This is a genomic window from Parahaliea aestuarii, from assembly GCF_008064635.1.
GTDB lineage: Bacteria > Pseudomonadota > Gammaproteobacteria > Pseudomonadales > Halieaceae > Parahaliea > Parahaliea aestuarii.
Genome location: NZ_VRYZ01000004.1, coordinates 65794 through 91920 on the forward strand (window position 1 = coordinate 65794; position 26127 = coordinate 91920).

Annotated in this window: 24 protein-coding genes; 10 read left to right on the forward strand and 14 right to left on the reverse strand. The window is 63.0% G+C overall.

The features are described from left to right. Positions 1-46: 46 nt before the first annotated feature. Genes FVW59_RS09895 through FVW59_RS09915 form a run of 5 tightly spaced genes read left to right on the forward strand, consistent with a single transcriptional unit; the run spans position 47 to position 5298 of the window. Positions 47-1147: an AI-2E family transporter gene (locus FVW59_RS09895; protein WP_148064108.1), complete on the forward strand. Its 1101-nt coding sequence runs from the start codon at positions 47-49 to the stop codon at positions 1145-1147. Then, entirely contained in the window at positions 1147-2670 is a 1524-nt protein-coding gene (locus FVW59_RS09900; protein ID WP_148064109.1) for an efflux transporter outer membrane subunit, read from the forward strand. Before FVW59_RS09895 ends, FVW59_RS09900 begins: the two co-directional genes overlap by 1 nt. Then, on the forward strand, positions 2667-3809 hold the full coding sequence (locus FVW59_RS09905) for an HlyD family secretion protein (protein WP_148064110.1): 1143 nt from the start codon (positions 2667-2669) through the stop codon (positions 3807-3809). Before FVW59_RS09900 ends, FVW59_RS09905 begins: the two co-directional genes overlap by 4 nt. Continuing rightward, entirely contained in the window at positions 3809-4864 is a 1056-nt protein-coding gene (locus FVW59_RS09910; RefSeq protein ID WP_148064111.1) for a DUF2955 domain-containing protein, read from the forward strand. Before FVW59_RS09905 ends, FVW59_RS09910 begins: the two co-directional genes overlap by 1 nt. After that, a complete protein-coding gene (locus tag FVW59_RS09915; RefSeq protein WP_246139715.1) occupies positions 4864-5298 on the forward strand; it encodes an ion channel in 435 nt (144 codons plus the stop codon). The genes FVW59_RS09910 and FVW59_RS09915 overlap by 1 nt, the downstream gene beginning before the upstream one ends. A gap of 6 nt (positions 5299-5304) precedes the next feature. Here FVW59_RS09915 and FVW59_RS09920 read toward each other — a convergent pair whose 3' ends face one another. Genes FVW59_RS09920 through FVW59_RS09930 form a run of 3 tightly spaced genes read right to left on the reverse strand, consistent with a single transcriptional unit; the run spans position 5305 to position 7782 of the window. Next, a complete protein-coding gene (locus FVW59_RS09920) occupies positions 5305-6363 on the reverse strand; it encodes an alkene reductase (protein WP_148064113.1) in 1059 nt (352 codons plus the stop codon). Between the two features lie 2 nt (positions 6364-6365). Beyond that, positions 6366-7007, reverse strand: a complete 642-nt coding sequence (locus tag FVW59_RS09925) for a nuclear transport factor 2 family protein (protein WP_148064114.1) — start codon at positions 7005-7007, stop codon at positions 6366-6368. A 4-nt stretch (positions 7008-7011) separates the two neighbouring features. Beyond that, positions 7012-7782, reverse strand: coding sequence for an SDR family NAD(P)-dependent oxidoreductase (locus tag FVW59_RS09930; RefSeq protein ID WP_148064115.1), 771 nt, complete (start codon positions 7780-7782; stop codon positions 7012-7014). Positions 7783-8025: 243 nt separating this feature from the next. On the opposite strand from FVW59_RS09930, the gene FVW59_RS09935 reads away from it, so the two are divergent. The 5 genes from FVW59_RS09935 to FVW59_RS09955 all read left to right on the forward strand — a co-directional run bounded on the left by FVW59_RS09935 (position 8026) and on the right by FVW59_RS09955 (position 16072). Then, positions 8026-9018, forward strand: coding sequence for an aromatic ring-hydroxylating oxygenase subunit alpha (locus FVW59_RS09935; protein WP_148064116.1), 993 nt, complete (start codon positions 8026-8028; stop codon positions 9016-9018). 303 nt (positions 9019-9321) lie between these two features. Continuing rightward, positions 9322-10257 (forward strand): LysR family transcriptional regulator, encoded by a 936-nt coding sequence (locus tag FVW59_RS09940; RefSeq protein ID WP_148064117.1) that lies wholly within the window; start codon positions 9322-9324, stop codon positions 10255-10257. A gap of 66 nt (positions 10258-10323) precedes the next feature. Next, positions 10324-11136 carry a TatD family hydrolase gene (locus FVW59_RS09945; RefSeq protein WP_148064118.1) on the forward strand — a complete coding sequence of 271 codons (813 nt, stop codon included), beginning with the start codon at positions 10324-10326 and terminating at the stop codon, positions 11134-11136. Between the two features lie 91 nt (positions 11137-11227). After that, positions 11228-13990 (forward strand): RNA polymerase-associated protein RapA, encoded by a 2763-nt coding sequence (rapA, locus tag FVW59_RS09950; protein ID WP_148064119.1) that lies wholly within the window; start codon positions 11228-11230, stop codon positions 13988-13990. 108 nt (positions 13991-14098) lie between these two features. Further along, entirely contained in the window at positions 14099-16072 is a 1974-nt protein-coding gene (locus tag FVW59_RS09955; protein WP_148064120.1) for an LTA synthase family protein, read from the forward strand. A gap of 31 nt (positions 16073-16103) precedes the next feature. Here FVW59_RS09955 and FVW59_RS09960 read toward each other — a convergent pair whose 3' ends face one another. From FVW59_RS09960 to FVW59_RS10010, 11 genes are all read right to left on the reverse strand, one after another. After that, a complete protein-coding gene (locus FVW59_RS09960; RefSeq protein WP_148064121.1) occupies positions 16104-16403 on the reverse strand; it encodes an SET domain-containing protein in 300 nt (99 codons plus the stop codon). A 75-nt stretch (positions 16404-16478) separates the two neighbouring features. After that, positions 16479-17237, reverse strand: coding sequence for a class I SAM-dependent methyltransferase (locus FVW59_RS09965; protein WP_148064122.1), 759 nt, complete (start codon positions 17235-17237; stop codon positions 16479-16481). Positions 17238-17246: 9 nt separating this feature from the next. Further along, a complete protein-coding gene (locus FVW59_RS09970; protein WP_148064123.1) occupies positions 17247-17828 on the reverse strand; it encodes a nuclear transport factor 2 family protein in 582 nt (193 codons plus the stop codon). Positions 17829-17944: 116 nt separating this feature from the next. Next, positions 17945-18709 carry a collagen-like protein gene (locus FVW59_RS19615; protein ID WP_187275837.1) on the reverse strand — a complete coding sequence of 255 codons (765 nt, stop codon included), beginning with the start codon at positions 18707-18709 and terminating at the stop codon, positions 17945-17947. A 41-nt stretch (positions 18710-18750) separates the two neighbouring features. Next, positions 18751-18963 carry a hypothetical protein gene (locus FVW59_RS09980; RefSeq protein WP_148064124.1) on the reverse strand — a complete coding sequence of 71 codons (213 nt, stop codon included), beginning with the start codon at positions 18961-18963 and terminating at the stop codon, positions 18751-18753. A gap of 209 nt (positions 18964-19172) precedes the next feature. Beyond that, positions 19173-19949 (reverse strand): SDR family oxidoreductase, encoded by a 777-nt coding sequence (locus FVW59_RS09985; RefSeq protein WP_148064125.1) that lies wholly within the window; start codon positions 19947-19949, stop codon positions 19173-19175. Between the two features lie 20 nt (positions 19950-19969). Continuing rightward, positions 19970-21832, reverse strand: a complete 1863-nt coding sequence (locus FVW59_RS09990) for a DUF3604 domain-containing protein (protein WP_148064126.1) — start codon at positions 21830-21832, stop codon at positions 19970-19972. Between the two features lie 42 nt (positions 21833-21874). Further along, positions 21875-23401 carry an acyl-CoA carboxylase subunit beta gene (locus FVW59_RS09995; RefSeq protein ID WP_148064127.1) on the reverse strand — a complete coding sequence of 509 codons (1527 nt, stop codon included), beginning with the start codon at positions 23399-23401 and terminating at the stop codon, positions 21875-21877. Then, positions 23386-24168: an enoyl-CoA hydratase/isomerase family protein gene (locus tag FVW59_RS10000; RefSeq protein WP_148064128.1), complete on the reverse strand. Its 783-nt coding sequence runs from the start codon at positions 24166-24168 to the stop codon at positions 23386-23388. Before FVW59_RS10000 ends, FVW59_RS09995 begins: the two co-directional genes overlap by 16 nt. Before the next feature lie 43 nt (positions 24169-24211). Beyond that, entirely contained in the window at positions 24212-25342 is a 1131-nt protein-coding gene (locus tag FVW59_RS10005) for a CaiB/BaiF CoA transferase family protein (RefSeq protein WP_148064129.1), read from the reverse strand. A gap of 10 nt (positions 25343-25352) precedes the next feature. Further along, positions 25353-26126 (reverse strand): SDR family NAD(P)-dependent oxidoreductase, encoded by a 774-nt coding sequence (locus tag FVW59_RS10010; protein ID WP_148064130.1) that lies wholly within the window; start codon positions 26124-26126, stop codon positions 25353-25355. Position 26127: the final 1 nt, after the last annotated feature.

The window sequence follows — 26127 nt, forward strand, 5'->3', positions numbered from 1 at the left end:
CTGTGTACCGCCATAATGTCTGCCAAACACTTGCGGAGCGCCCATCATGCAACCTACAGATGCCAGTCGTACCCCCACCCACCTGATCGACGCGGCTGTACGACTGGGCTTGCTGTTCATGCTGGCCTGGTTCTCGGCCAAAGTCTTCTCTCCGTTTCTGGGCCTGATGGTCTGGGCCATGGTCCTCGCCATCGCCCTCTATCCCCTCAACGAGAGGATTGCCCGCTCGCTGGGCTGCTCCGGCGGTCGCGCCGCCACCCTGATGGTGTTGTTCATGGTGTTGCTGCTGGGCACCCCAACCGTGCTGCTGGGTATTTCCTTCGTCGAACACCTGATGAACATCCACCAGGGCATGACCGCAGGTACGCTGGCCGTGCCGCCGCCTCGGGAGGGCGTGGAGGGCTGGCCGGTGATCGGGCCAAAGGTCTACGCCGCCTGGAGCGCTGCCTCTGACAACCTGCAGGCCTTCGTCGCCCAGAACCAGGAGCATCTGCGCGAGCTGACCCGCAACGCCGTCGGCGCCGTGGGCGGGGCCATGACCACAGTACTTTCCTTCATCGCGGCCTTTATTGTCGCCGGCATCATGATGGCCTACGCCCAGCCGGGCGCCAGCAGCACCAACCGCATCTTCACCCGCATCTGCGGCCCCAAGGTGGGAGCGGAACTGCACGAGCTGTCTGTGCTCACCGTGCGCTCGGTCGCCATTGGCGTCGTCGGGGTGGCCTTTATCCAGGCCATACTGCTGGGCATCGGTTTCCTGGTGGCCGGTATTCCCGCCGCCGGCATACTGGCGGTGGCGGTGCTGTTTCTCGGTATCGCCCAGGTGCCGGCGGCACTGGTGGTGGTCCCGGTAGTGGCCTGGATCTGGGTTGCCGGCGACGGCTCCACGGTACTGAACATTGTTGTCAGCATCTACCTGATCATCGCCGGCCTCGCCGACAATGTCCTCAAACCCCTGTTGCTGGGCCGCGGCCTGACGGTTCCCATGCCAATCATCCTGATCGGCGCGCTCGGCGGCATGGTCGGTGCGGGGCTTGTCGGCCTGTTTGTGGGCGCGGTTATTCTCGCCGTGTCCTACCAGCTGTTTATGGCCTGGGTGAACGAGGGCCAACCCGATAGCGGGGGCGGGGAATCCGCCGCGCCGTGATGCCCCGGTATCTGCGTCTGGCCGGCCTCGGCGGTATATTGCTGGCGGCCTGCACGCCGCTGGGGCCCGAGTTTCGCGAACCGGCGCCCGACTGGCTGGCGCGCTGGCAACCGGCCCTTTACGGCCAGGCACTGCAAACTGATACCCCCGCCGCGCTCAGCCAGTGGTGGCTGCGCTTTGACGATCCCACCCTGAATACCCTGGTGGAAACCACCCTGCGGGAAAATCCAGGGCTGCGCATTGCCGGCCTGCGCATTCTCGAGAGTCGCGCCCTGCAGGGTATCGCCAGCGGCGCACAGTACCCCCAGGTACAGCAGATCAATGCATCCGCCGCCTGGGCCCGGCAGGATCACCGCGATGGTCTGTTCGATCGCAGTGGCGAAGTGCGCAGCGCCGAGGCCTCGTTCGACATCGGCTGGGAAATGGACTTCTGGGGCCGCTATCGACGCGCGGTGGAATCCGCCGATGCCGCCTACTTCGCCTCGATCACCGCCCAGCGCGATGTCCAGGTGTTGCTGGCGGCCCAGGTCGCCAGCCTCTACTACGGCTACAAAACCACCCTGCAACGCATCGAGATCGCCCGCCACAATGAGGCCCTGCAAAAGCGCAGTTTCGAGATTACCGAACGGCTGTACAACAGCGGCCAGGATTCCGAGCTGGATCTGCAACAGGCCCGCGCCCAGTACCTGGCCACCCGCGCCACTATTCCAGCCCTGCGACAGAGCCTGACGCAACAGCGCAATGCTCTCTGCGCCCTGCTCGGGCGGCCGCCGGGCGCGTTGCCGGAGCTGGCCGAAGTGAGCAGCGAACTACCCCAAATGGCAGCGCTGGACCTCGACGCCCTTCCCGCGCAGCTTCTCACCCAGCGCCCCGACGTGCGCACCGCGGCCTGGCAGGCGGCGGCACAGTCGGCCCAGATCGGTATCGCCGAAGCCGATCTCTATCCCTCGCTGAGCCTGGTTGGCACTCTGGGCTGGTCCGGCAACAGCCTGGACAGCATCGGGGATGTCAGCACCGTGGCCGGGGGGCCTGCCCTGCGCTGGAATATCTTCAACTACGGGCGCCTGCGCAATAATGTGCGGGTGCAGGACGCCCGCCTGGAACAGGCGCTGGAAAACTACCGCAATACCGTCCTCGGCGCGGCGCGGGAAATCGACGACGCCGCCAGCCAGATCGCCAACACCGCCGAAAGCCAGGTCATACTCGACGAATCGGTGAGCGCCGCCGAGCGCTCCCTGGCCATTGCCACCCGCCGCTACAGCGAGGGTTACTCCGAGTTTCAGCGGGTACTGGACGCCCAGGCCGCCACCTTCGCCCAGACCGACCGCGCCACAGTCAATCGCGGCAGCCATGTGGCGGCAGTGATCGGCCTTTACAAGGCCCTCGGCGGTGGCTGGCGCGAGGCCGATATCGAAACCCTGCTGCCACAGGACACCCGCGAGCGAATGCAGGAGCGCAGCGACTGGGGCGAGCTGCTCGACGCGGAACTGACACCACCCCCCGAACCGGAAAACACACCATGAATGACGCGACCGACCCTCAAAGCGCGGACGAGTCCAGCTCAGCTGAAGCAGCGGCAAGCGCCAGCCGCGCGGTCAATCGCGGTGGCCTGATTCTGCTCGGTCTGATTGTTGCCAGCCTGACCTGGTACCTGATGGCGGACCGCTTCACCCCCTACACCTCCCAGGCCCGGGTACAGGGTTATGTGGTTGGTGTGGCACCCAAAGTCGCCGGGGTGGTTACCGCGGTGGCAGTGAAAAACAACGAGCGGGTGCAGGCCGGCCAGACCCTGTTCACCATCGATCGATCGCAGTACGAAATTGCCCTGCAGAAAGCCCAGTCCGACCTCGATAACGCGCGCCAGCAGGTCGCCGCCGGTGACGCCGGGGTCAGCCAGGCTGAGGCCAGCCTGACCGCCGCCCTGGCCGGCGAGCGCAAGGCACAGCAGGATTACAGCCGCCTGAAGCGGCTGCGCAGCGACGACCCGGGCACCATCTCCGAACGGCGGCTGGAAGTATCCTCCGCCAACCTGGACCAGGCCCGTGCCCAGGTGGCGGCCGCTCGCGCCCAGGTACAGGCCGCTATCGAGAAAAAAGGCGGTGCCTCCGAGGCCGGCAACACCCTGTTACAGACCGCGCGAACCGGTGTGGAGAAGGCTCAGCTCGATCTCGACAACACCAGCGTGGTGGCCCAGTCCGACGGCGTAATTACCGACCTGCGAGCCGAGGTGGGCCAATTCGCCGGCACCGGCAGTCCGGTACTGACCCTGGTGGCAATCGAGGACGTGTGGATCAATGTGGAATACACCGAGAACAACCTCGGCCACCTGGCGGCAGGCACCCCTGTGGAAATACTGCTCGACGCCCTGCCCGGCCAGGTACTGCAAGGCAGGGTGCGGAATATCGGCGTCGGTATCAGTGCCAGCAGCCCAGCGCCCCCCGGCTCACTGCCCAAGATCCAGAACGATCGCGACTGGCTGCGCCAGGCGCAGCGTTTTCCAGTACAGGTGGAATTTGTAAAGCCGGTACCGTCCGAGGTCATCCGCCAGTTGCGAATCGGCGGCCAGGCGTCAGTGATCGCCTATAGCGAAGGGCACCCCGTCCTCGAGCTGCTGGGGCGCTTTTACATCCGCCTGCTGAGCTACCTCTCCTACGCCTACTGATGGCTACCGGGTCGCGCCTTCCTCTCGCCGCCCGCCGCAGCTTCCGGCTGGCCACGGCGGCGGCACTCGCAGTGGCAGCGGCCTACGGCCTGGCGATGCCTATACCGTTTATCGCGCCGCTGCTGGCGGTAATTCTGGGCGCCAGTGCCAAGCCGCCTCCCGGTCCGAAGCAATTGCTGGTGCTGCTGATCGTACTGATGGTAACGCTGGGTATTGGCGTGGTACTCGGGCCCCTGCTGCAAATGGCGCCGGTGTCGGCCCTGCTGCTAATCACCGCTGGCCTCTACCTCAGTCAGCGCCTGGCCGTGGTCGGCGGCAAGGATGGGCCAGCCACTCTGCTGGCCTTCGGCTTTACCATCATCCCCGCGGCCAGTACCGCCAGCCAGGCACTGGCCGCGGCACTGATTGGCGCGCTGTTGATCGGCACTGTGTTTGCCGTCATCAGCCTGTGGCTGGCCTACGCCCTGTTTCCGGAGGATGACAGCCAACTCGCGCCGGCATCCACCGCCCGGGTAGTCGACGACGGCCACTGGCTGGCCCTGCGCGCCACCCTGGTGGTAATGCCTGCCTTCCTGCTGACCCTGACCAACCCCGCGACCTACCTGCCGCTCACCGTAAAGAGCATCCTGCTCGGGCGGGAGGCCAGCGATAGCAGCCTGCGCAATGCGGCGCGGGAGATGATCGGCGCTACAGCGCTCGGCGGACTCTGTGCCATCGCCCTGTGGGCCTGCCTCAGCCTGGCGGTGGAACTGTGGTTCTTCAGCGCCTGGGTGCTGTTGTTTGCACTGTGGTTGCTGGCGCCCGCCTACGGCGCCCGCAGCAGCCGCTTTGCCCCGGGATTCTGGATCAACAGCCTGACCACAATGATGATTCTGCTGGGCGCGGCGGTGCAGGACAGCGCCAACGGCAAGGACGTCTACCAGGCCTTCGCGGTGCGCATGGCACTGTTCCTGGCGGTGGCGGCCTACGCCGTGCTTGCCCACAACCTGCTGCAACGGTGGCGCGAGCGACGGCTCTCTTCCCCAACCCCATCAAAGGAGCTGCAAACGTGCTGATGAACTTCGCGCTCGGCATGGCCACCATGGCCATTTGCCTTATTCTCCAGTGCCTGCTGCTGGTTGCTGCCCTGCGCTATTACAGCGGCCACTGGCAGGAAATCCCCTCGCTTTTCCTCGGCGGCCTGCGCCTGGTCACCGGCGTTATGCTGGTGTTGATTGTCGGGAATATCGTACAGGTGAGTATCTGGGCAGTGCTGTTCTACCTGCTCGGGGAATTCGACACCCTGCAGCTGGCCCTGTACCACTCGGGTGTCAACTTTGCGACGCTGGGCTACGGCGATATCGTGATGTCGGAACAACACCGCATCCTGGGCCCGCTGGAGGCGATTCACGGTGCGCTGATGATCGGCGTGTCCACCGCGGCCCTGTCGCGGGCCTTCGGCGAAACACTGCGGGTGAAGACCAGTCCCGATGCGGCGCATCGGGACTGAGCCCGCTCAGCTGGCGCTGGGGTAGGAGGTATAGCCCTCCGGGCCGGGACTGTACAGGCTCGACAGATCAAACTCGGCAAGCTCAATACCGCGCCGCCAGCGCTCCACCAGATCCGGGTTGGCAATAAAGGGGCGCCCGTAGGACACCGCCGCGGCCGCGCCGGAGGAGACCACCGCCTGCCCTTCCTCGAAGCTATAGCTCTCGTTCACCAGCAGGCGATCGCCGAAGAAACGCTGGCCCAGGGCGATATTGTCCACTTTGCCCCGGGGCATGCGAATCACGTGCAGGTAGGCGATACCGCGCTTGCTGGCCTCGCCCAGCAGGTATTCGAAGGTCTCCTGGGGATTGGCGTCGGACAGGTCGTTGAAGGGATTGCCCGGGCAGATCCGCATGCCGACCTTGCCAGGCCCCTGCACGCTGCACAGGGCGTCCAGCACCTCCAGCACAAAGCGGGCGCGGTTCTCCACGCTGCCGCCATAGGCGTCCTCGCGCTGGTTGCTGCCGGTGCTGAGGAATTGGGCCGGCAGATAGCCGCTGGTGCAGTGCAGTTCCACTGCGTCGAAGCCCGCTTCAAAGGCATTGACGGCCGCCTGGCGGTACTCCTCCACCACCCCGGGGATTTCTTCCAGCGCCAGAGCGCGGGGTTCATCCATCGGCTGCATGCCCTTCTGGTCGGTATACATCTCAGCCCTGGCTGCAATGGCGGACGGCGCCACGGTTTCGCTGCCCTCAGGCTTATTGAGGGCGCTGGCGACCCGGCCCACGTGCATCAGCTGGGCGCAGATCAGGCCGCCCTCGCCGTGCACCGCACTGGTAACCTGCTGCCAGGCCTTGACCTGGGCTTCATTATAAATGCCAGGTGTACGGCAATAACCGAGGCCGTCGGCGCTGGGGGCGATCCCCTCGCTGACGATCAGGCCGGCGCCGGCGCGCTGGGCGTAGTAGTCGACCATCTCGGCGGTGGGCACCGCAGCGGTATTGGCGCGGCTGCGGGTCATCGGCGCCATCACCACACGGTTGCGCAGTTCGAGGTCGCCGAGTTTCAGTGGGGAAAACAGATCCATGCCTATCTCACACGTATTTTGGGTTCGGGTGCGCCGCGGCGCATGGTGTTGAGGAATTGCTCCAGGGGCGCCGGGGCGGCCACCTGCGGCTCGTCATCGCTCGGCGGGTTGGCCCAGAACTCGGCCCAGCTCGGCCACAGTTCGTGGTAAGCGCCTTCGTAGCTGTCGCGGTCGGGCCAGCGCATCTTGTTGTCGCCTACCGGCGGCTTGTTGAGATCGGTGGCGTACCAGTAGCAGGGCAGGCGGCGACGGAAGTACCAGCGCCCGTCGATGCGCTCGTAGTTGTCCCAGTACAGCATCTGCATGATGACCCATTCGGTGTCGCCGTTGTCGCAGGGGGTCTCGTGCTCGTTCTTGGAGTAGACCACGCCGTGGGCGTGATCGGCGTCGTCAAACTCGATGATGTGGTTGCCGATGTGGTGGGAGGTGCCGGTGAACTGCTGACGCAGGGTGTCGTCCAGCCAGCGCTTCAGGTTGGCGCGGCCGCTGAGCTCGCGGCTCACGCGGATGTCGTGGGCGAACAGGTTGACGTGGGCGTCCAGGTCGCGCATGTCCAGCGACAGGGAGTACTTGGCCGCCAGTTGGCGGATTTCGTCCAGGGATTCCAGGCGGTCGATGCGCGCGCTGAGGTTCTGGTCAGTCATGGCCTCAATCCCAGGTCGCCGTGCCGGTGTTCAGTTCGGCAGTGCGTCCTCCGTCCACCACCAGCTCGGCGCCGGTAATGTAGGAGGCCTCGTCACTGGCCAGGAACAGAATGGCGTTGGCACACTCGACCGGATCGCCAATACGCTTGACCGGAATGGACTTGGCGGTCGCCTCCCGGGATTGTTCATCCGGCATCAGGGACTGCGTAGGCGGGGTCAGGAAAGCGCCGGGGATCACGGTATTAACCCGAACCTTGCCACCCCATTCAATGGCGGCGTTACGCGACAGGCCCAGCATGGCCGCCTTGGAGGCGGAGTAGCCAGCGGTACCCACAGACCCCGCCAGGCCACAGACGGAGGAGACATTCACCACCGCGCCATTGCTTTTGGACAACTCGGCAAAGGCCTCGCGCATCAGGAACATGGCGCCGTCCAGCGACACGCTGAAGTTCTGCCGCCAGGCCTTGGTACTGTGGCTGGCGAGCATGCCGGGCACCATCAGTACCGCGTTGTTGACCACGATATCCAGCTTGCCGTAGGCGGCCACGGCGGCCTCCACCAGGCCCTTCACCGCATCCTCGTCGGAGATATCGGTGGCATGGGCCAGGGCGCTGCCGCCGGCGGCTTTGATGTCATCGACGATGCCCTGCAGCTGTTCCTGGCGGCGCGCGGCCAGCACGACTTTGGCGCCCTCGGCGGCAAAACGGCGGGCGGTGGCCTCACCGATCCCCTGGCTGGCCCCGGTAATGATGGCTACCTTGTCCTTGAGTCTCATGGCGTTTTCCGGTTCTGAAGGTGTGGATTGAAGTGCCGGAAGCTTAGGCGCCCGTTACAGCCAGGGTCAATGAACGCGGGCCTTGCAGAAGCCGCGTTTTGCCGCTACAGGGCCCGATTGCAGGCCTGAGTATAGCTATTTGCGCGAGTAACGAAGCAGACAGTTTTTGCAAGTCGTTCAATCGGCAACACCCCTCGCCTACCCTGTTGCCACTGACAGAACACAACCCAGGAGGTGAACACAATGAGCAAACGCATCCCGCTACCGATGCCCTTCGGCTGGTTCCAGGTGGCCTATTCCCACGAACTCGGCGTGGCCGAATCCAGGCCGCTGCGCTGCTTCGACACCGACCTCGTCATGTTCCGCACCGAGAGTGGCGAAGTGAAAGTACTGGACGCCTACTGCCCCCACATGGGTGCCCACCTCGGCTACGGCATTCGCGGCCAGGCCGGTGGCGGCTCCGAGGTCAGGGGTGACTCCATCGTCTGCCCCTTCCACGGCTGGGCCTACAACGGCGAAGGCCAGTGTACCGACGTGCCCTATGCCAACAACCTGCCGCCGAAAGTGGCGCGCTGTGAAACCGTGATCAAGCCCTGGCACGTGCGCGAGATGAACCAGTGCATCTTTGTCTGGTATCACCCGCAGGACATCGAGCCCACGTTCGAACCCGAGGCAATTCCCGAAGCAGCGGCGGACAATACTGAGTGGGGTTCGCTCAAAATCCACGAGTGGGATATCGCCACCCACACCCAGGAAGTCGGGGAAAACGCCGTGGATGCAGCTCACTTCCTCTACGTGCACGGCACCCAGAACATTCCCACCCCCGAGATCACCGAATTCGAGGGCATTCGCCGTCGCAGCCGGCTGGTGAGCAAAATGCAAACCCCGCGCGGCGAAATCAAGGGCATCATCGATAATGCCAATATTGGCCCCGGCCTGGCGGTGGTGCGTTTCAGCGGCATCTGCGACACCGTGCTGATGGCCAACCTGACACCAGTGGATACGGAAAACTGCAAGGCGTTCTACGCCTTCATCCAGAAAAAAGTCAACGGCGAGGAGCCGGTGGGCGGCGTGGCCGATGCCATCGTGGCCGACATCCGCAAGCAGATGGAGGAGGATCGCATTATCTGGGCGCACAAGAAGTACTTCGAAAAGCCCATGCTGTGCGACAACGACGGCCCCTTTGCCAAGTTCCGCAAGTGGTACGGGCAGTTTCTGGTGGATACCCCGGCCTGATCAGCCGAGCGCGGCCCGGCCCTTCCATGGGCATTCGTCGCTCCGGGCCTCCTGCCCTCCCGCGACATACGGCCCTTCCATGGGCGTAAAAAAACCCGCCATGAGGCGGGTTTGAAAGTAACTCGTTGGACCTGGATGGGAGTTCCATCAGCGCCACAGGGGTTTGGCGCCTGTGGCCAGCTTTTGCAAGCGGCCACCACATTTCGGAGTTGTGGTTACTATAGTTCCGGCATTGATATATTTCTAATGTATTGTTTTCATGCAATATATGAATTCAGTTTATATCACTGCCAGCGGCCCTTTATGGACACCCGACCTTTACAGAAAATCGACCTCAACCTGCTGATCGCCCTGGAGGCCCTGCTGGAGGAGCGCTCGGTATCGCGCGCGGCCCAGCGTCTGCACATCACCCAGCCGGCGATGAGCAAAACCCTGTCGCGATTGCGCAGCGTCTTTGGCGATGCCCTGTTCACCCGCAACAGCCGCGGTATCCAGCCCACTCCGCGGGCGCTGGAACTGGAGCAGGCCCTGCCCGCCCTGCTGGCGGATATTTCGAGGCTGGTCAGCGGCAATGCATTCGATCCCTGGGCCACCACCGGCGAAGTCGTACTGGCGCTGTCCGAGTATGTAGGTGTGGCCCTGCTGCCGCCGCTGATCCGGCGCCTGCACGAACAGGCGCCGCGACTGTCCATCCGCACCATCACCCGGGTAGAGAACCAGCTGGAACAACTGGCGGGAGGCAACCTCGATTTCGCCATCCACATCTCCCAGTCCCACTACCCGCCGGAGTTTCGCGTTTACGAGGTGGGCAGTTCGCCACCCGCCATACTGGTGCGCGAAGATCACCCGCTTACCCACGGCGACATTACCTGGGAGCGGCTGGCCACCTACCCGCTGATCCGGCTCTACATCTCCGATCTCGGCCAGGCCGAGCTGGTACGCAACTCGGAAACCTTCAACCGCATGCGCAACCCCCAGCAGGGCTCGCTGGAAACATCCCACCTGATGACCGCCCTCGAGGTGCTGCGCAATACCGATTATTTCCTGCCCGGCCCCGCCTACATGCTGCAGAACGAAGCGGCGGCCCGCGGTATCGTGGCCCTGCCGACACCGGAGGGCGCCGACCACAGTATGAAATACATGCTGGTGATGCACGAGCGCGGCGCCAACTCGCCGCTGCACCAGTGGATGTGGCGGCAGATGGTGGAAACCCTGCAGTCGCTGGAGGCGCCCGAATAGGGGCGCCCCTTCCCCCCCGGCCCGCGCTGCCCTATGCTAGTCCGGCCCTAACCCGTGAACAGGAACATGAGCAAAAGCAAGCGCCGCGACATCCCCAGGTTCCAGACCCCCCTGATCGAGACCCACTGCCATCTGGATTATCTCGACCAGGAGCAGCTCGAACATACCCTGGAACGGGCGCGGGAAGTCGGGGTGGAGCGCATCATCACCATCGCCGTGGCGCCCGGTAACCTGGACCGCGTCTACCAGCTCGCCCACAGTGCGCCGGACATCTGGGGCACCCAGGGCATCCACCCCCACGAGGCCGAGGGTTATGACGACGGCGTGGCGCAGACTATCCGCGAGCGCGCCGCCGACCCGCGCATCCTGGCCATCGGGGAAATCGGCCTGGATTATTTCTACGATCACGCCGACCGCGCGGTGCAACGCCAGGTATTTGAAGCCCAGCTGGCACTGGCGGTGGAGCTGGATATGCCGGTGGTCATCCACACCCGGGAAGCCGACGAAGACACCCGCGCCATTCTCGCCAACTTCAGCCGCAGCCTGGGGCGACGCGGGGTGATCCACAGTTTCACCTCCGGCCTGGAACTGGCGGAATACTGCCTGGGCGAGGGGTTCATGCTCGGCTTCAATGGCATCACCACCTTCAATCGCGCCGACAATGTACGCGAGGTGGTCTGCGCCACGCCGGTAGAACAGCTGTTACTGGAAACCGACTCCCCCTACCTGACCCCGGTGCCATTCCGCGGCAAGCCCAATGCCCCCTACTACCTGCCCTTTGTCGCGGAGAAAGTGGCTGCCGTGAAGGACCTTCCGGTGGAAAGCCTGCTGCAACAGGCCCACCGCAACAGCCTGGACCTGTTCTTCGGCGGCAAATAAACAGCCGTCACACAATCCGTCGCTTTTCGGTGCTAAACTACGCGCCTTTTTCTTCCCGGCCCCTGCCTTGGCCGTGCATCACAGGAAGTCTATGGAATACCAAATCGGACAGCGCTGGGTCAGCCATGCCGATGCCCAGCTTGGACTGGGTGTTGTTGTCGAAATCGAGCCGCGCCGGGTCACCGTGAATTTTCCCGCCGTCGGCGAGGAACGCACCTACGCCATCGATGGCGCCCCGCTCACCCGGCTGCGCTTTCAGGAAGGCGACCATATCTCCACCGTTAACGGGGTGGAACTGGTGGTCGGCCGGGTGGAGGAACACCAGGGCCTGCTGCTATACACCGGCCTCGACCACCACGACAACGAGCTAACGGTCTCGGAGCTGGAGCTGGATGCCTACGTCCAGCTCACCACGCCGCAACAGCGCCTGCTGAACGGCCACTTCGACAAGAACGAAGACTTCGCCCTGCGGGTGGCCACCTTCGAGCATATCGATCGCCAGCAGCGTTCGCCGGTTGCCGGGCTGATGGGCTCGCGCACCTCCCTGCTGCCGCACCAGGTCTACATCGCCAACGAAGTCGGCCAGCGCTTCGCGCCGCGGGTGCTGCTGGCGGACGAAGTGGGCCTGGGCAAAACCATCGAAGCCGGCATGATCATGCACCAGCAGTTGCTCAGCGGCCGCGCCTCCCGCGTGCTGGTGCTGGTGCCGGACACCCTGCTGCACCAGTGGCTGGTGGAAATGCTGCGCCGCTTCAACCTGCATTTTGCACTCTTCGATGCCGAGCGGCTGGCAGAACTGCCGGTGGACAACCCCTTCGAAGCCGAGCAACTGGTACTGTGCAGCACATCCCTGTTCCACGCCCAGCCCGACTTTCGGGAGCAGGTGCTGGCGGCGCCCTGGGACCTCGTGGTCGTGGATGAAGCCCATCACCTGGCGTGGTCGGAAGACGCCCCGAGCGACGACTACCAGCTGGTGGAAGCGCTGGCCGAACGCAGCGCCGGCCTGCTGCTGCTCACCGCCACGCCGGAACAGGTGGGCCAGGCCAGCCACTTCGCCCGCCTGCGCCTGCTGGACCCCTCCCGCTTCCACGATCTGGAAACCTTCGCCAGCGAAGAACAGCAGTACCGCCGCTGGAGCGATATGGCGAGCCAGATTGAAGCCGGTGACATACCGGATGACCTGCCCGCCGGGCTGGACCGGGACGCCGCGCCGGAACAGCTGATCGCCCAGATCCTCGATCGCCACGGCACCGGCCGGGTACTGTTTCGCAATACCCGCGCCGCCGTCAGCGGTTTTCCCCGTCGCATACTGCACCGCCACCCGCTGCCCTTCCCCGAGGAATACCGCTATTCCAGCACCGACCTGGAATCGCGACTGCACCCGGAGCGGCCCTATCACGACGACAGCTGGCTGGGCTTCGACCCGCGGGTCAACTGGCTGGAGCAGACCCTGAAACAGTTGCGCCCGGCGAAGGTGCTGGTGATCTGCGCCAGCGCCACCACCGCCGTCGCCCTGGAACACCACCTGCACCTGCGCGCCGGTATCCGCTCGGCCGCTTTCTACGAGGGGCTGTCCATCATCGAGCGCGACCGCGCCGCCGCGTACTTCGCCGACGAGGTCAACGGCGCACAGACACTGGTGTGCTCCGAAATCGGCAGCGAGGGCCGCAACTTCCAGTTCGCCCATCACCTGATCCTGTTCGATCTGCCCCTGAATCCGGATCTGCTGGAACAGCGCATCGGCCGCCTCGATCGCATCGGCCAGCAGCAGGACGTGGAGATCCACGTACCCTACCTGGAAGGTGGCGCCCAGCAGACCCTGCTGGACTGGTATGCCCGCGGCCTCGACGCCTTCAACGAAAGCTGCTCCGCCGGGCACATGATCTACCAGCGTTTCCGCGAGCGTCTCGAACAACAGCTCAATGCGCCCGATGAACACCTGGAGGAACTGCTGAACGACACCGCGGAATTCACCCTGGATACGCGACGAGAACTGCGTGAGGGCCGCGACCGCCTGCTGGAGCGCAACTCCTGCAAGCCGGAACAGGCGGAGGCGCTGATCGCCAGTATTCGGGAGCACGAGAATACCGATGTGCTGCAGAACTACCTTGAGGCGCTGTGTGAGGCCTTCGGCGTGGACACCGAGTTCCACTCAGAGCAGGCCCTGATACTGCGACCCTCCGAACACATGCTCACCGGCCACTTTCCCTATTTGCGCGAAGAGGGCACCACCGTCACCTTCGACCGCGACAAGGGCCTGGCGCGGGAGGACATGGCCTTCCTCACCTGGGAACACCCGATGCTGGTGGAGGCCATGGACATGGTGCATTCCACCGAGCTTGGCAACGCCGCCATCGGCACCATCAAGCTCAAGGGTGTCGCCCCGGGCACCATGATGCTGGAGTGCCTGTACACCGTGAACTGCGTGGCGCCGAAGGAGCTGCAGGTGGAGCGCTTCCTGCCCCTTTCCCCTACCCGCCTGCTGGTGGATGCCCGCGGCAAGGACCTGGCCCACCTGGTGCCCCACGAACGCCTGAACTCGCTGGTGGAACGAGTGAAAAAGCCGGTGGCCCTCGCGATCATCAAGCAGGTGCAGAAAGAAGTGGACGCGAAGATGCTGCTGGCCACCCGCCAGGCGGAAGCGCGGCTCGAAGAAGTGCTGAAGGAAGCGGAAGCCACCATGCGCACCCAGCTCGGCGCCGAGCGCGAGCGCCTGGCGGCACTCAAGGCTGTCAATCCGTCCATCCGCCAGGAGGAGCTGGATCACCTGGATTACCGGATCGAGGAGTGCGCGGTGCATATCCGCCACGCGAGCCTGCAGTTGCAGGCCCTGAGGCTGATCCTTACAACCTGACGGAATGTCCGCCGTGCTTCCAGCGGCGGACCCGCTAAGTATTCCTTAAGGTATCACGGGTATTGTCGCAGCCTGTTGCCACCATGCCGGTGGCTGTACAGGCTCGTCATGCACTACAGCAATTACCTCTCCAGGCTCTATGCGCCGCTCGCGCTGTTCACAGTGAGCCTCTTCACTGTTCTCAGCCTGTCCCGTCTTATGCTGGCAGTGATCTACCGGGATCGGGTGAGCGCGGTAGAGGGATTTCTCTATGTCATGGTGCAGGGACTACGCTTTGATCTGATTGTTGCCTGCATTTTCCTGCTACCTGTTGCTGTCGTACACCCCTTTCTCAACAGGTTTCCGGTCTGGTCCCGGTGCTTGCGAATTTACCTGCTGGCAGCATTCATGCTGGCAGTCTTTATGGAGGCAGCAACCCCCACCTTTATCGGCGAGTACGACTTACGACCCAATATCCTGTTTGTCGAATACCTGCAATATCCCGGAGAAGTGGCAGCCATGCTCTGGGGAGGTTACAAACTGAATATCGCCCTTGGCCTGGGGGTGGTGGCCATCCTCGGCGGGTACTTCTGGCGACTGTTGAGGCGCAGTGTTGCGCCACACGAAAACCCCGGGGTAGTGATGTGCGTGATGCTCGTCGTCATGACAATACTGATTTGCGCTGCAGGGATTCGCTCCAGCCTGGGGCACCGGCCTGTCAATCCGGCCAAAGTCGCCTTCTCCACCGATCTCCTTGTCAACGATCTCGTTCTCAGTTCGGTTTACTCTACGGCCTACGCCATCTACAGCGCGCGGCGCCATGAAAGGAGTGTAAGAGCCTACGGTCGCATGGACTTTGCAACTGTGATCAAACGGGTGCGCGAAGAGATGGCCATACCGCTGCCATCCTTTAACAATGCCAACCTTCCTACACTGCATGTGCAGACGCCTTCGAGTGTGCCCGAAAAACCGCTCAATCTGGTCATTATTCTCCAGGAGAGCCTGGGGGCGGAGTTTGTCGGTGCCCTGGGCGGGGTGGATGTAACACCCGAGCTGGATGCGCTGGCAGGTGAAGGTATCTGGTTTAACAACCTCTACGCGACCGGAACCCGCTCAGTGAGAGGGATTGAGGCAGTGGTCTCCGGGTTTACGCCCACCCCGGCGCGCAGCGTGGTAAAGCTACCCAAATCGCAAAGCGGCTTTTTCACGATTGCCGAACTTCTCGGGCAACGAGGCTACGACACCAGTTTTATCTATGGGGGAGAGGCGCATTTCGACAACATGCGCCAGTTCTTCGTGGGCAATGGCTTCCAGCGCATCATTGAGGAAAAGGATTTCGATCAACCGGCATTTAAAGGCTCCTGGGGTGTGAGCGACGAAGATCTTTTCCAGCGCGCTCACGAAGAGTTCAGCAGGCTGGCAAACAAACCCTTTTTCAGCCTGGTGTTCACCTCTTCCAACCATTCACCCTTTGAGTTTCCGGAAGGCAGAATTGAGCTCTATGAGCAACCCAGGGCAACGGTCAATAATGCGGTGAAGTATGCCGACCACGCCATGGGGGAGTTCTTCCGCAAGGCTCGCGCGTCGGAGTACTGGGACAATACCCTGTTCCTGGTCGTCGCAGATCACAATTCCCGGGTGCGCGGTGCTGACTTGGTACCCATCGAGTATTTTCACGTACCTGCATTAATTCTCGGAGGCACTATCGAGCACCGGACATACGACAGAATCGCGAGCCAGATAGACCTTCTGCCTACACTGTTAGGCATGATGGGCATCACCTCTGCCCACCCAGCCACCGGGCACGACCTGCTGCGAGATGACATCGGGGACATTCCGGGCCGTGCCATCATGCAATACAACCAGACCCAAGCCTACATGCAGGGAGATCAAGTCGTGATTATGGAACTGGACAAGCAGCCGGTGATGTATCGGCGCACTGCTGCGGGCCTGGTCAAATCCGCTAAGCAAACGCCGGAACTAATTGAACGAGCGCTCGCCAACTCCATCTGGAGTTCGCAAGCCTATCAGGAAAGGTTGTACCGGCTACCAGAAAAACAGACGGCGAGCAGCATCACAATTCATCAGGAGAGAAAGGAATAATCGAAGCCGCAAGCAGCGATTTCCGTGGAGACTAATTCCACTCCTCGCCGTAGTCGTGGGTCAATTCCTCGCCCGCCTTGATATCCCTAAGCGCTACGACAGACAGATCGTCGTAATAAATCACATTGGGGGATTTGTGATGGTTGATGAAGCGGAGACGACAGGTGACATTCACCATCTTCCCACCGTCCAGCCACAGGGTATAGGGGGTGGGCTCACGGGCCGGTTTACTCTTGCACACCCCCAGCAGCGTGTCCGCCTTGATATCCACGGTGGCGAACAGGCCCTTGCCATGAATGCCACTTTCACCTACGCGCAAACGCCTTTTCATCTGCGGGCCAGGCCTCACTCTATCGATTGATTGGCGAACATTCTTGCACAGGTCATTCGCCAGATGAACGGATTGTCACCCGGGATGACATTTTCTTGCGATGTACATCCCGTAGCCAAGGTGTGTCCGGTACCGACGATAGAGCGCAATCTCACGCCGTTCTGCAGCGACTATAGCCTGGGCGGCTTCACTGTTGCCGTTGCGTTCCAGGAATGCGCCAAAGCCGGCTTCCATAGGACTATAGTAGTTGTCCAGCCAGCAGCTGTCCGGCAGCGCGAAATAACCCTGCGGGGCGTAACCGTTGCGCTCCAGTAGTCCCAGCTTCGCGGAGGGGCTATCAATTTCCGGATAGACTTTCTCCCAATGCCCGCGAAGTTCATCGGGCGGCGCTGCGGTCAGCCAGCTAATCTCCGACACCACCAGCAGGCCGCCCGGCTTGAGAAAGCGCGCCCATTCGCGCACACCGCGCTCAAAGCCGATATTGTAGATGGCCCCCTCGGACCAGATGACGTCGAGTGATGCTTCCTCGAAGGGGAGATCATCCATGGTTCGACACTGGGACTGTATGCGGTCGTCCAGGCCTTGCGCCCGCGCCCTGGCTTGCAGTACATCGAGAAAGTCCTGCAGGAAATCCACCGCCGTGATATGGGCGTTGAGTAGACGGGCCAACACCAGGCTCGAGGCGCCGGTGCCACAGCCAATGTCGGCAATATGGAGGGGTTGATCGCGGTCCACACCCGCCAGTTGCAGTGCCTGTTCGGTCTGGGCATCACCACCGGGGCCCTGGCGCAGGGCACCTTTGTGCAGGTCGACCAACAGCGCCATGTCATTCATGACGAGTAACTAGCAATCCGCCGCGCGATTGGTTTTGTGGCGTTTCCGGCAGCGCGGCTGGGCCTCGCCGGACGAGTGCTCGCCCCCGTCTTCAGCCGCGCCCAGATCGCTTTCTTCCGCCACCGCGGACACCGGCGTCTCAGTACGAATCGCCTGCGCCACACTCTCGATCATGGCATTGGGGACCGGCATGCTCAGGTTGTACTGGGCAATTTTCCAGCCGCTTCCAGTTTTCAGCAGCAGGCCGGAACCCCGACACAGGCCGAGTTTATCGTTGTCGAGCAATTCGTCGAACCAGGCCACATCGCCCGAGGCGGCGATGTCGATACGGCGCTCTTTTGGCCGGTAGATCCAGCCCTTGCCCCGGTCAAAATAGGGACGCGCGAATTCGATGAATTCTTCGCCCTGCCAGCGCTCAGTGGCATCGGTGCCGAGGAACACCATATCGGCGGTCATCAGCTGGCGGTAGGCCGGCAGATCAGCGCGGGCCGCGGCGGTGTGAAAGCTATCCAGCACTGAAGCAATGTCATCCCGCGGCGCCGCATGGGCGTTCAGGGCAACCAGAAGCAGCAGTGCAAGCCATTTCTGCATGGAGCTATCCTCAACAGTTCCAAAGATGCCCAGAGTAGCCCCTCGCCAGAACACGGTGCAATAGCGCGTGGCAGCTATCCGCACAACATCCCTGTTGTGCGCGGTGCTCATACCCTTTACATGCCCAGGACGGTGAACTGGGCGCCGACAGCCGGGGCCAGCGTCAGGGTAAACGCCGTGGCTGAATTGTTGCGCAATGTCACCACATCGCCCGCCGACAGAACAAGGATCACCCGCCCGGAAACCTGACCCGTTGCCGTCAGCAAGGGAACAATGGTTGAGGGGTCTACTGTACCGTTAACGGCAACGGCCAGGGCAGCACCAACGCCCGCCGTATGTGACACCTTGTAATCCACGATATAGCTTCCGGCGCTCGTAACAGTGACAGTAGTCGTACCTGCCGTGTGCGAGACAGAGCTCAGCGGGCCATTGTTGCTGAACGGAACGTCTGCGCCGCCCACTACCGTGGCATCGGCGATAGTGGCGAGTTCGTATACGTAGCCAGAACTATTGATGCCCGCACCAGCTGGCCCCTGGGGTCCTTGTGCGCCCTGTGGTCCTTGTGCGCCCTGGGCTCCAGCGGGCCCCTGAGGGCCGGCAGGACCGGCTGCGCCGGCTATACCGGGAAGGCCCATTGGGCCCTGAATACCCTGAGGGCCCTGCGCGCCGGTATCGCCCTTGGGCCCCTGAAGGCCGGCCGGCAGGTTGTCAATCGCCGTGGCCAGTGCATCGAAGTTCTCGTTTACCTGGTCGGCATCGGCAACACCACCATTTTGAAAGATATGGGGAACAGTGGTACCCGTTCCCCAGCTCGAAGTGGAACCCAGTAAAACCATTGCCAGAACAGTACCGGCTACCCGGACGGTAGGAAGAAACTTCATGTATTGCGATCCTTAGCGATAGCTTGTTGTGTCGGTATGAGTTATCGACGTTGCTTTTTCAGATACCAGATGGCCGTACTGGCGAGCGTGACGCTCAACCCCAGCAAGAACAGCGGCGAGTCAATGGGCACCGATTGCGCCTGGGTGACCAGGCTGCTCCAGGGCGCTGAGCCCCAGGCAAACCCGCCCCAGGTCGCTGCATTGGCAGCCGGCGCAGTGCCGGCAACCAGCAATGCGGGAAAAAGAAGTTTCATGTTGAATCCTTTCCAGTGTATCGGTCAGTTACTACGCGATGATTGCCTGTGCCCAGGTTCTAATTACTACGGAAAATTTGCCGGGATTATAGAGACCACCTGGACTGTAAAGCTATGTATTTCTTCGTCCACAGGCCTTGCAACCTCCCACCATGTCAATCATCGGCATACGGGAGGAAAACTTGAGTGGGTCAATGCACTGGAAATGCTCAGCCCCTGGCGACCATCCCTCCATCCAGGGCGAGTACCTGCCCGGTCATCCACTCGGAGGCACGGGACGACAGGAAGATCGCTGTCCCGGCGGCATCTTCCAGTCCGCCCATGCGCGGAATCGGGAAGTTGGCCGAGAGCTGCTCCTCGGTGGCCACCTCCATCATGTAGGCGGTCATCTGGCTGGGAAAAAGACCGGGGGCAATGGCGTTGACGTTAATGCCCGCCCCGGCCAGTTCAACCGCCAGGTGGCGGGTCAGGTGGTGGATCGCCGCCTTGCTGGCTGTGTAGGCAAAGTTCTGCATGGCGGTGTCGATACTGAGGCCGTTGACGGAGCCGATATTGATCACCCGGGCGCGCTCGCCCTGCCCGGCCGCAGCGCGCAGCAGGGGCAACAGTTGCTGCACCAGGAAAAAGGGCGCCTTCACGTTGAGATCCATGGTCTTGTCCCAGCCCTTTTCGGGGAAGCTCTCGACCGGGGCACCCCAGGTAGCACCGGCATTGTTGACCAGGATGTCCAGATGCTCCTCGCGCTCGGCGATGGCGCCGGCAAAGGCTTCAATTCCCGCCACGCTCGACAGGTCGGAGGGAATTGCCACGCAGTCGCCAAAGACCGCAAGCTCCCGCTGCGCCGCATTCAGTTCGTCAACCTTCCGCGCGGTGATATAGACCTTCGCCCCGCCCTCCAGGAAACCGCGGGCAATCATCGCGCCAATGCCGCGGGAACCTCCGGTCACAACCGCGACTTTGCCTGCAATATCGAAGAGGTTTTGCATGTTTGCTCCTTTGCGTTGTATCAGTTTGCGGGCCGGTACCAGATGGGCGAGCTGTAGGCCCGCTCCTGCAAGGTGTCAGGGTAGCCCCCGGCCTCTTCCTGTCCCAGCGCCAGGGCGTCCAGGTAGGAGTGGCGAGCGGTGGGTACCTGCAGCACGCGCACGTAATAAAAGGCCGACTGGCCCGGATTAAAGTCCGGGTCCTGCCAGTAGGCGAGCAACTGCGCAGCGCCTTCGTCTTCGGCAACTTTGCCGGTACGGCGATCGATACGCGCTTCCGGCGCTGGCAAACGCCCATCGGAGCCCACGCTGCGCTCGCCGGACCAGACCACATCAAACACCTGCTCCCGCGGTTCACCGGCCGCATTCAACCAGCCTTTGACAATCTGCACCCGTTCCAGACCGACACCGGCCGGGTCCTTCAATGCCTGCACCAGGAAGGTTGGGGCGCCCCCGGCTGTCGCCGCAGGCAAAACGCCGCCCATCGGCACACCCGTGGCTGTCGCCTCCTGGTAGAGCACCGGACTCTGCAGCTGGTCCTCGACAAACTGCCAGCCGCCAAAGAACTGCAGGGCAATACGCGGGCCGGTAGTAGCGTAGACCTCGCGACGCTTCATCGCCGCCATGATGGCATCGCGGCTGTTGTCCTCGGCCCACACCGCCGCCATGCCCGAGGCGGACATGGCCCAGCCATTGGTGCCGCCCTCCTCGTCACTCCAGCCCAGCATCTTGTTGGCCGGAATGGAGTCAGTGGCGAACTTGCCGTGGAAGTTATCTTCCTCTGCGGTCGACAAACCGGTGTGGGCATCGGTGGAGCCGATAAAACCCAGCTCATAGGGATTGCTGCCCAGCTCTGCCGCCAGCTGCATGCCCCGCAACAGCGTCGGCCGCAAGTAGTCTCCCACTTCCGCCTTGTAAGGCGTGTGCCAACGCTGAATGTAGTGCGGGTACTCCTCAAAGGCGGCGAAGGGATCGTCGGGGGACAGGTCCGGGTGGGTTTCCGAGTCGCCTTTCAGCTGGGTGATCTCGGCGATCGGCTCCCACCTGCGGCGCGTCGCCACGTAATCCGCATCGAAGGGATCACCGCGCAGACTGCGGGTGTCGAACATGTAGCCCTTGGAAATGTTGGAGTTGTGCGGAATGGCCAGAAAATCGACACCGGTTTCCTCGCTGGTGCTGTCAAGCCAGGCCCACAGGTCCTCCGGATAGGGGCTGTCGTCCAGTCCAAAGGGCTCGAATGCATCGGCCTGGTTTGCATCGGCATTGGAGATCACCACCCGGTGCAGGTTGGCGCCGCCGGGAATGGAACTCCACTCCCAGCCAATGAACGCCGTAAATTCGCCGGGGTCGTTGAAGCGATCGGCGGTTTCGATAATGCTGCGCCAGGTGCTGCTTTCAACCTGATCCATCGGTGGCAGCCAGCCCACCTGTCCGCCGAGCTGGGCGGCTTTGGCGGCCTCGCGGGCATCTCCCGGCTCGGGCAATACATCGACAAACAGTTGTCGCCCCTCCCCCTCACCGATCCTGCGCTGCAAGACCCAGGCCGCGAACCGCGCCTTCAGCGCGTCCAGCAGGCCGAGGTCGGCGGTGTCCACGCCGGTGAAATAAGTGTGATTGATCACCCCGAGAAATTCCGCGTGGTCTGAAACCACCAGAAAATCCAGAGGCGCCCCGATCTGTACCCGGGCCTTGTGGTAGGGATGCTCAACCGGCTCGCCCCTGGCATAGCGATAGGCGGTGTCCGGGTCAGCCACCAGGTTGTTGTTGGCGAAGGCATCGGATGAATAGGACGTGTGCAGGTGAGTATCACCCCACAGTAGCTGCGGCTGCGCATGCACGGCGGCGGAGATGCTCAACGCCGTGCACAGGCCAATCACTTGGCGCATGGTGTTTCCCTCTTGCTGTTATTGTTATTCCGGCAGGGGCAATTATGCCCCGGCACTGCGCAGTGCCGCCAGCACCACCTCCCGTGTGGCGGCGGGGTCGATCACCGCGTCGATCTCCAGGAATGATGCCGCCTCGGTGGCCTTGCCCATTTCGTAGAGCTGGGCGACCAGTTTGTTGAACAGGGCCTCGCGCTCGGCGGGATCCTCCACCGCTTCCAGCTCTTTGCGGTAGCCGAGTCGCACCGCCCCTTCCAGGCCCATGCCACCGAACTCGCCGGTAGGCCAGGCGGCGGCGTATACCGGCGCGGCAAAACTGCCGGCCGTCATGGCCATGGCGCCCAGGCCATAGCCCTTGCGCAGGAAAATCGCCACCAGTGGTACGGTCAGCGATGCGCCGGTGACAAACAGCGACGACATGCGCCGCACCGCCGCCGCCTTCTCGCTGGCGGGGCCGACCATGAAACCCGGGGTATCGGTGAGGGACAGCACCGGCAATCCAAAGTTGTTGCAGATCTGCAGAAAACGGGCGGCCTTCTCCGATGCCTCAGAATCCACGGCACCGCCGAGTTGCTGGCAGTCGTTGGCAATCAGCGCCAGGGGCCTGCCTTCCAGGCGAATAAAGCCGGTGATGATGCTGCGGCCGTAGACCCGCCGCAGTTCCAGGAAGCTGCCCTCGTCGGCCAGGGTCTCAATCACCCGGCGCACCGGGTAGGCCCAGCGCCGGTCCTCGGGGATCATATCGCGCAGCGCGCCCTGATCGGCGCAGTGCCAGTCCGCCACCGGCCCCTGGAAATAGGACAGCAGTTGCCGGGCCAGGCGGGTGGCGTCGGCCTCGTCTTCAGCGAGGATGTCGATCACACCGTTGCGAACCTGCTCCTCGGCCGGGCCAATGGCTTTGGCATCCACCACGCCCATGCCGCCACCCTCGATCATCGCCGGGCCTGCCATGCCGATCCAGGAGTTGCGGGTGGCGATGGTGAAGTCGGCACAGCCAAACAGGGCCGCATTGCCGGCAAAACAGTAGCCGTTGTTGACGGCGATACGCAGCACCTTGCCGGACAATCCCGCCCAGGCGCGGAAGGAGCGCAGGTTGAGGCCGGCGATCTGGATGGCGACGTCAGTATCACCGGGTCGACCGCCGCCGCCTTCGGTGTACATCACGACCGGCAGGCCGTGTTCCTCAGCCAGCTCACAGATGCGATCGAGTTTGTGGTGGTGAAAGTAGCCCTGGGTACCTGCCAGCACGGCGTAGTCATTGACCACCACGGCGGCGCGGGCGCGCTCTGCGGGAATCACCGTGCCATTGATGGTCGCAGTACCGGTGATGATGCCGTCGGCGGCGGTTGCGCTTTGCAGTTCCCGATAATCGCGGCGGCTGCGCTGGGCGGCGACGGCCAGTTGGCCGTATTCGAGGAAGGTTCCCTCATCGACCAGGTCCGCGAGGTTCTCCCGGGCACTGCGGTTACCCTTCTCGTGGCGCTTGTGCAGGGCTTCGGCCCGCTCCCCGTCAAGGGTGCGGGCCAGGCGCTCGCGCAGAGCGGCGAGTTCGGGCCTTATTTCCCCTGCCATACCGGGGCGCGCTTCTCGACGAAGGCGGTCACACCCTCAGTGGCGTCAGCGCTGTTGATGCACAGGTGTTGCAAATCCGCCTCGGCGGAAATGATCTCCGCCACATCCGCTTCCATGGCCTGGTTGAGGGCCTGCTTGGCGTAGCGCAGGGCCAGCGGCGCCTTGCCCGCCAGTTCCTGGGCCCAGGCCAGGGTCGCCGGCACCAGTTCTGCGGCCGGCACCACACGGTTGCACAATCCCAGGGCCTGGCATTTTTCGGCGCGCAGTTTTTCGCCGGTGGCGATCAGTTCAAAGGCGCGCTTGCGGCCGATGGTGCGGGCCAGGTGCCAGGTCGCACCGCCGTCGGGTACCAGACCAATGGCGGCAAAGGCCTGGTAGATAAAGGCGTCATCGGCCATCACCGTGAGGTCGCAGACCATGGCAAAGGCACTGCCGATCCCCGCCGCGGCGCCGTTGACCGCGCTGATCCAGGGCTTGCTGGACTCACTGATGGCCATCAGTACCGGCTTGTACTCGTTGTTGAGCTGGCTGCGCACATCGAAGTCATCGCCCTGCACTTCCATCAGGTCGGCACCGGCGCTGAAGGCACGGCCGATGCCGGTGAGCACCACCACGCGGATGCCTTCATCGGCGTTGACTTCGCTAACGGCGGCAGCGAGGTCGCGGCGCAGTTCGGCGCTGAAAGCGTTGAGGCTGTCGGGGCGGTTGAGGCTGACCAGGGCTACCTGGTCGTGGCGTTCAATGGTGACGGTTTCCAGTGTGGACATACTGTTTTCCCTTGTTCTGGTGGCGCGTGTTGGTGGCGGCTGTTCAGTGGATACTGCCACTGCCGCGCAATTGTGCCAGTTCCTGCTCGCCAAAGCCCATCGCTTTCAGCACGCCATCGGTGTCTTCACCGAGGCTGCGGGCGCCGTGCTTTACCTCGGAGGGAGTGCGACTGAAGCGCGGGGCCGGAGACGGCTGGGTAACACCGTCCAGCTCCATATACGTGTTTCGGGCGACATTGGCCGGGTGTTTGGGAGCGTCGATGAAGGACAGCACCGGCGCGAAGCAGACATCGGTACCCTCCATGATCTGGCACCACTCGGCCTGGGTTTTCTGTTTGAAAATATCGGCCAGTTGCTCGGTCAGGGCCGGCCACTGGGCCTGGTCGTGCTGGGCCTTGAAGGCCTCCGGCAGTTTCGCCAGTTCCATCAGCAGGGCATAGAACTGAGGTTCGATGGAGCCCACGGAAATATACTCGCCGTCGGCACATTCGTAGGTATCGTAGAAATGGGCCGCGCCGTCGAGCATGTTGGCACCGCGCTTGCTGCCGTCCCACACACCGAGGGCCTGGAAACTGTGGAACATCCACATCAGCTGGGCAGCGCCATCGACCATGGCGGCATCAATCACCTGGCCTTTGCCGGAACTGGCGGTCTCCAGCAGGGCCGCCAGAATGCCGTTCACCAGCAGCATGCCGCCACCGCCCATGTCGCCCACCAGGTTCAGGGGCGGCACCGGCTTTTCACCGGCGCGGCCGGTGGCGTAGAGGGCGCCGGTGATGGAAATGTAATTGATATCGTGACCGGCGGCATTGGCCAACGGCCCTTCCTGCCCCCAGCCGGTCATGCGCGCAAAGACCAGTCGCGGATTGCGCTCAAGGCACACCTCGGGGCCAACACCCAGTTTTTCGCAGACGCCTGGGCGATAGGGGTCTATCAGCACATCGGCGTTTTCCACCATGCGCAACAGCACCTCGACGCCCGCCGGGTCTTTCAGGTTGAGGACCACCGACTTCTTGCCGCGGAAGCTGACATCCTTCATGGCCTTCGGGTCGGGGGCGCCCGCACGCTCGATGCGAATCACCTCCGCGCCCATGTCCGCCAGCATCATGCCGCCCATGGGGGCAGGGCCGATGCCCGCCAGCTCGATAACGGTAAAGCCGTTCAGTGGTCCCATGTTTACTTCCTCAGCGCGGCTGCATACGGATAGCGCCATCCAGACGGATGCACTCGCCGTTGACGTAGTCATTTTCGGCGATGAACACCGACAGGTGGGCGATCTCGGCCGGCTTGCCAAGACGCTGCGGGTAACAGACGCTGGCTTCCAGCGACTTGTAGACCGGCTCCGGCATCATCTCGAACAGCGGGGTGTGAATCAGGCCGGGGACGATGGTGTTTACGCGCACACCGTAGCTGGCCAGGTCGCGGGCCATGGGCAGGGTCATGCCGAGAATACCGCCCTTGGACGCGGAGTAGGCCAACTGGCCAACCTGCCCTTCCATGCCGGCGATGGAAGCGGTGTTGATGATCACGCCGCGGCCGCCGTCATCGTTGATGGGTTCGTTGTTGGCCATCTGTTCAGCGGCGTAGCGGGACACGTTGAAAGTACCCACCAGGTTGACGTTGATCACCGGCATGAACTGGTCCAGCGGGAATACACCCTTTTTGCTCAGCGTCTTGCAGGCGCTGCCGATACCGGCGTAGTTGTTGCAGATGTGGATGGCGCCGAATTTCTCGACCACGCCGGCAACGGCGCTTTTGACCGAGTCTTCATCGGCCACGTTCACGTTCCAGAAGGCCACGTTGTCGGCGCCCAGTTGGCCAATCACTTCATTGGCATTCGCTTCGTTCATGTCGAAGATGGCCACTTTTACGCCCTTGGCCACATAGGCTTCAACGGTGGCGCGGCCGAGACCGGAGGCTCCGCCGGTGACGATGGCAACTTTTCCTGCGAGATCCATG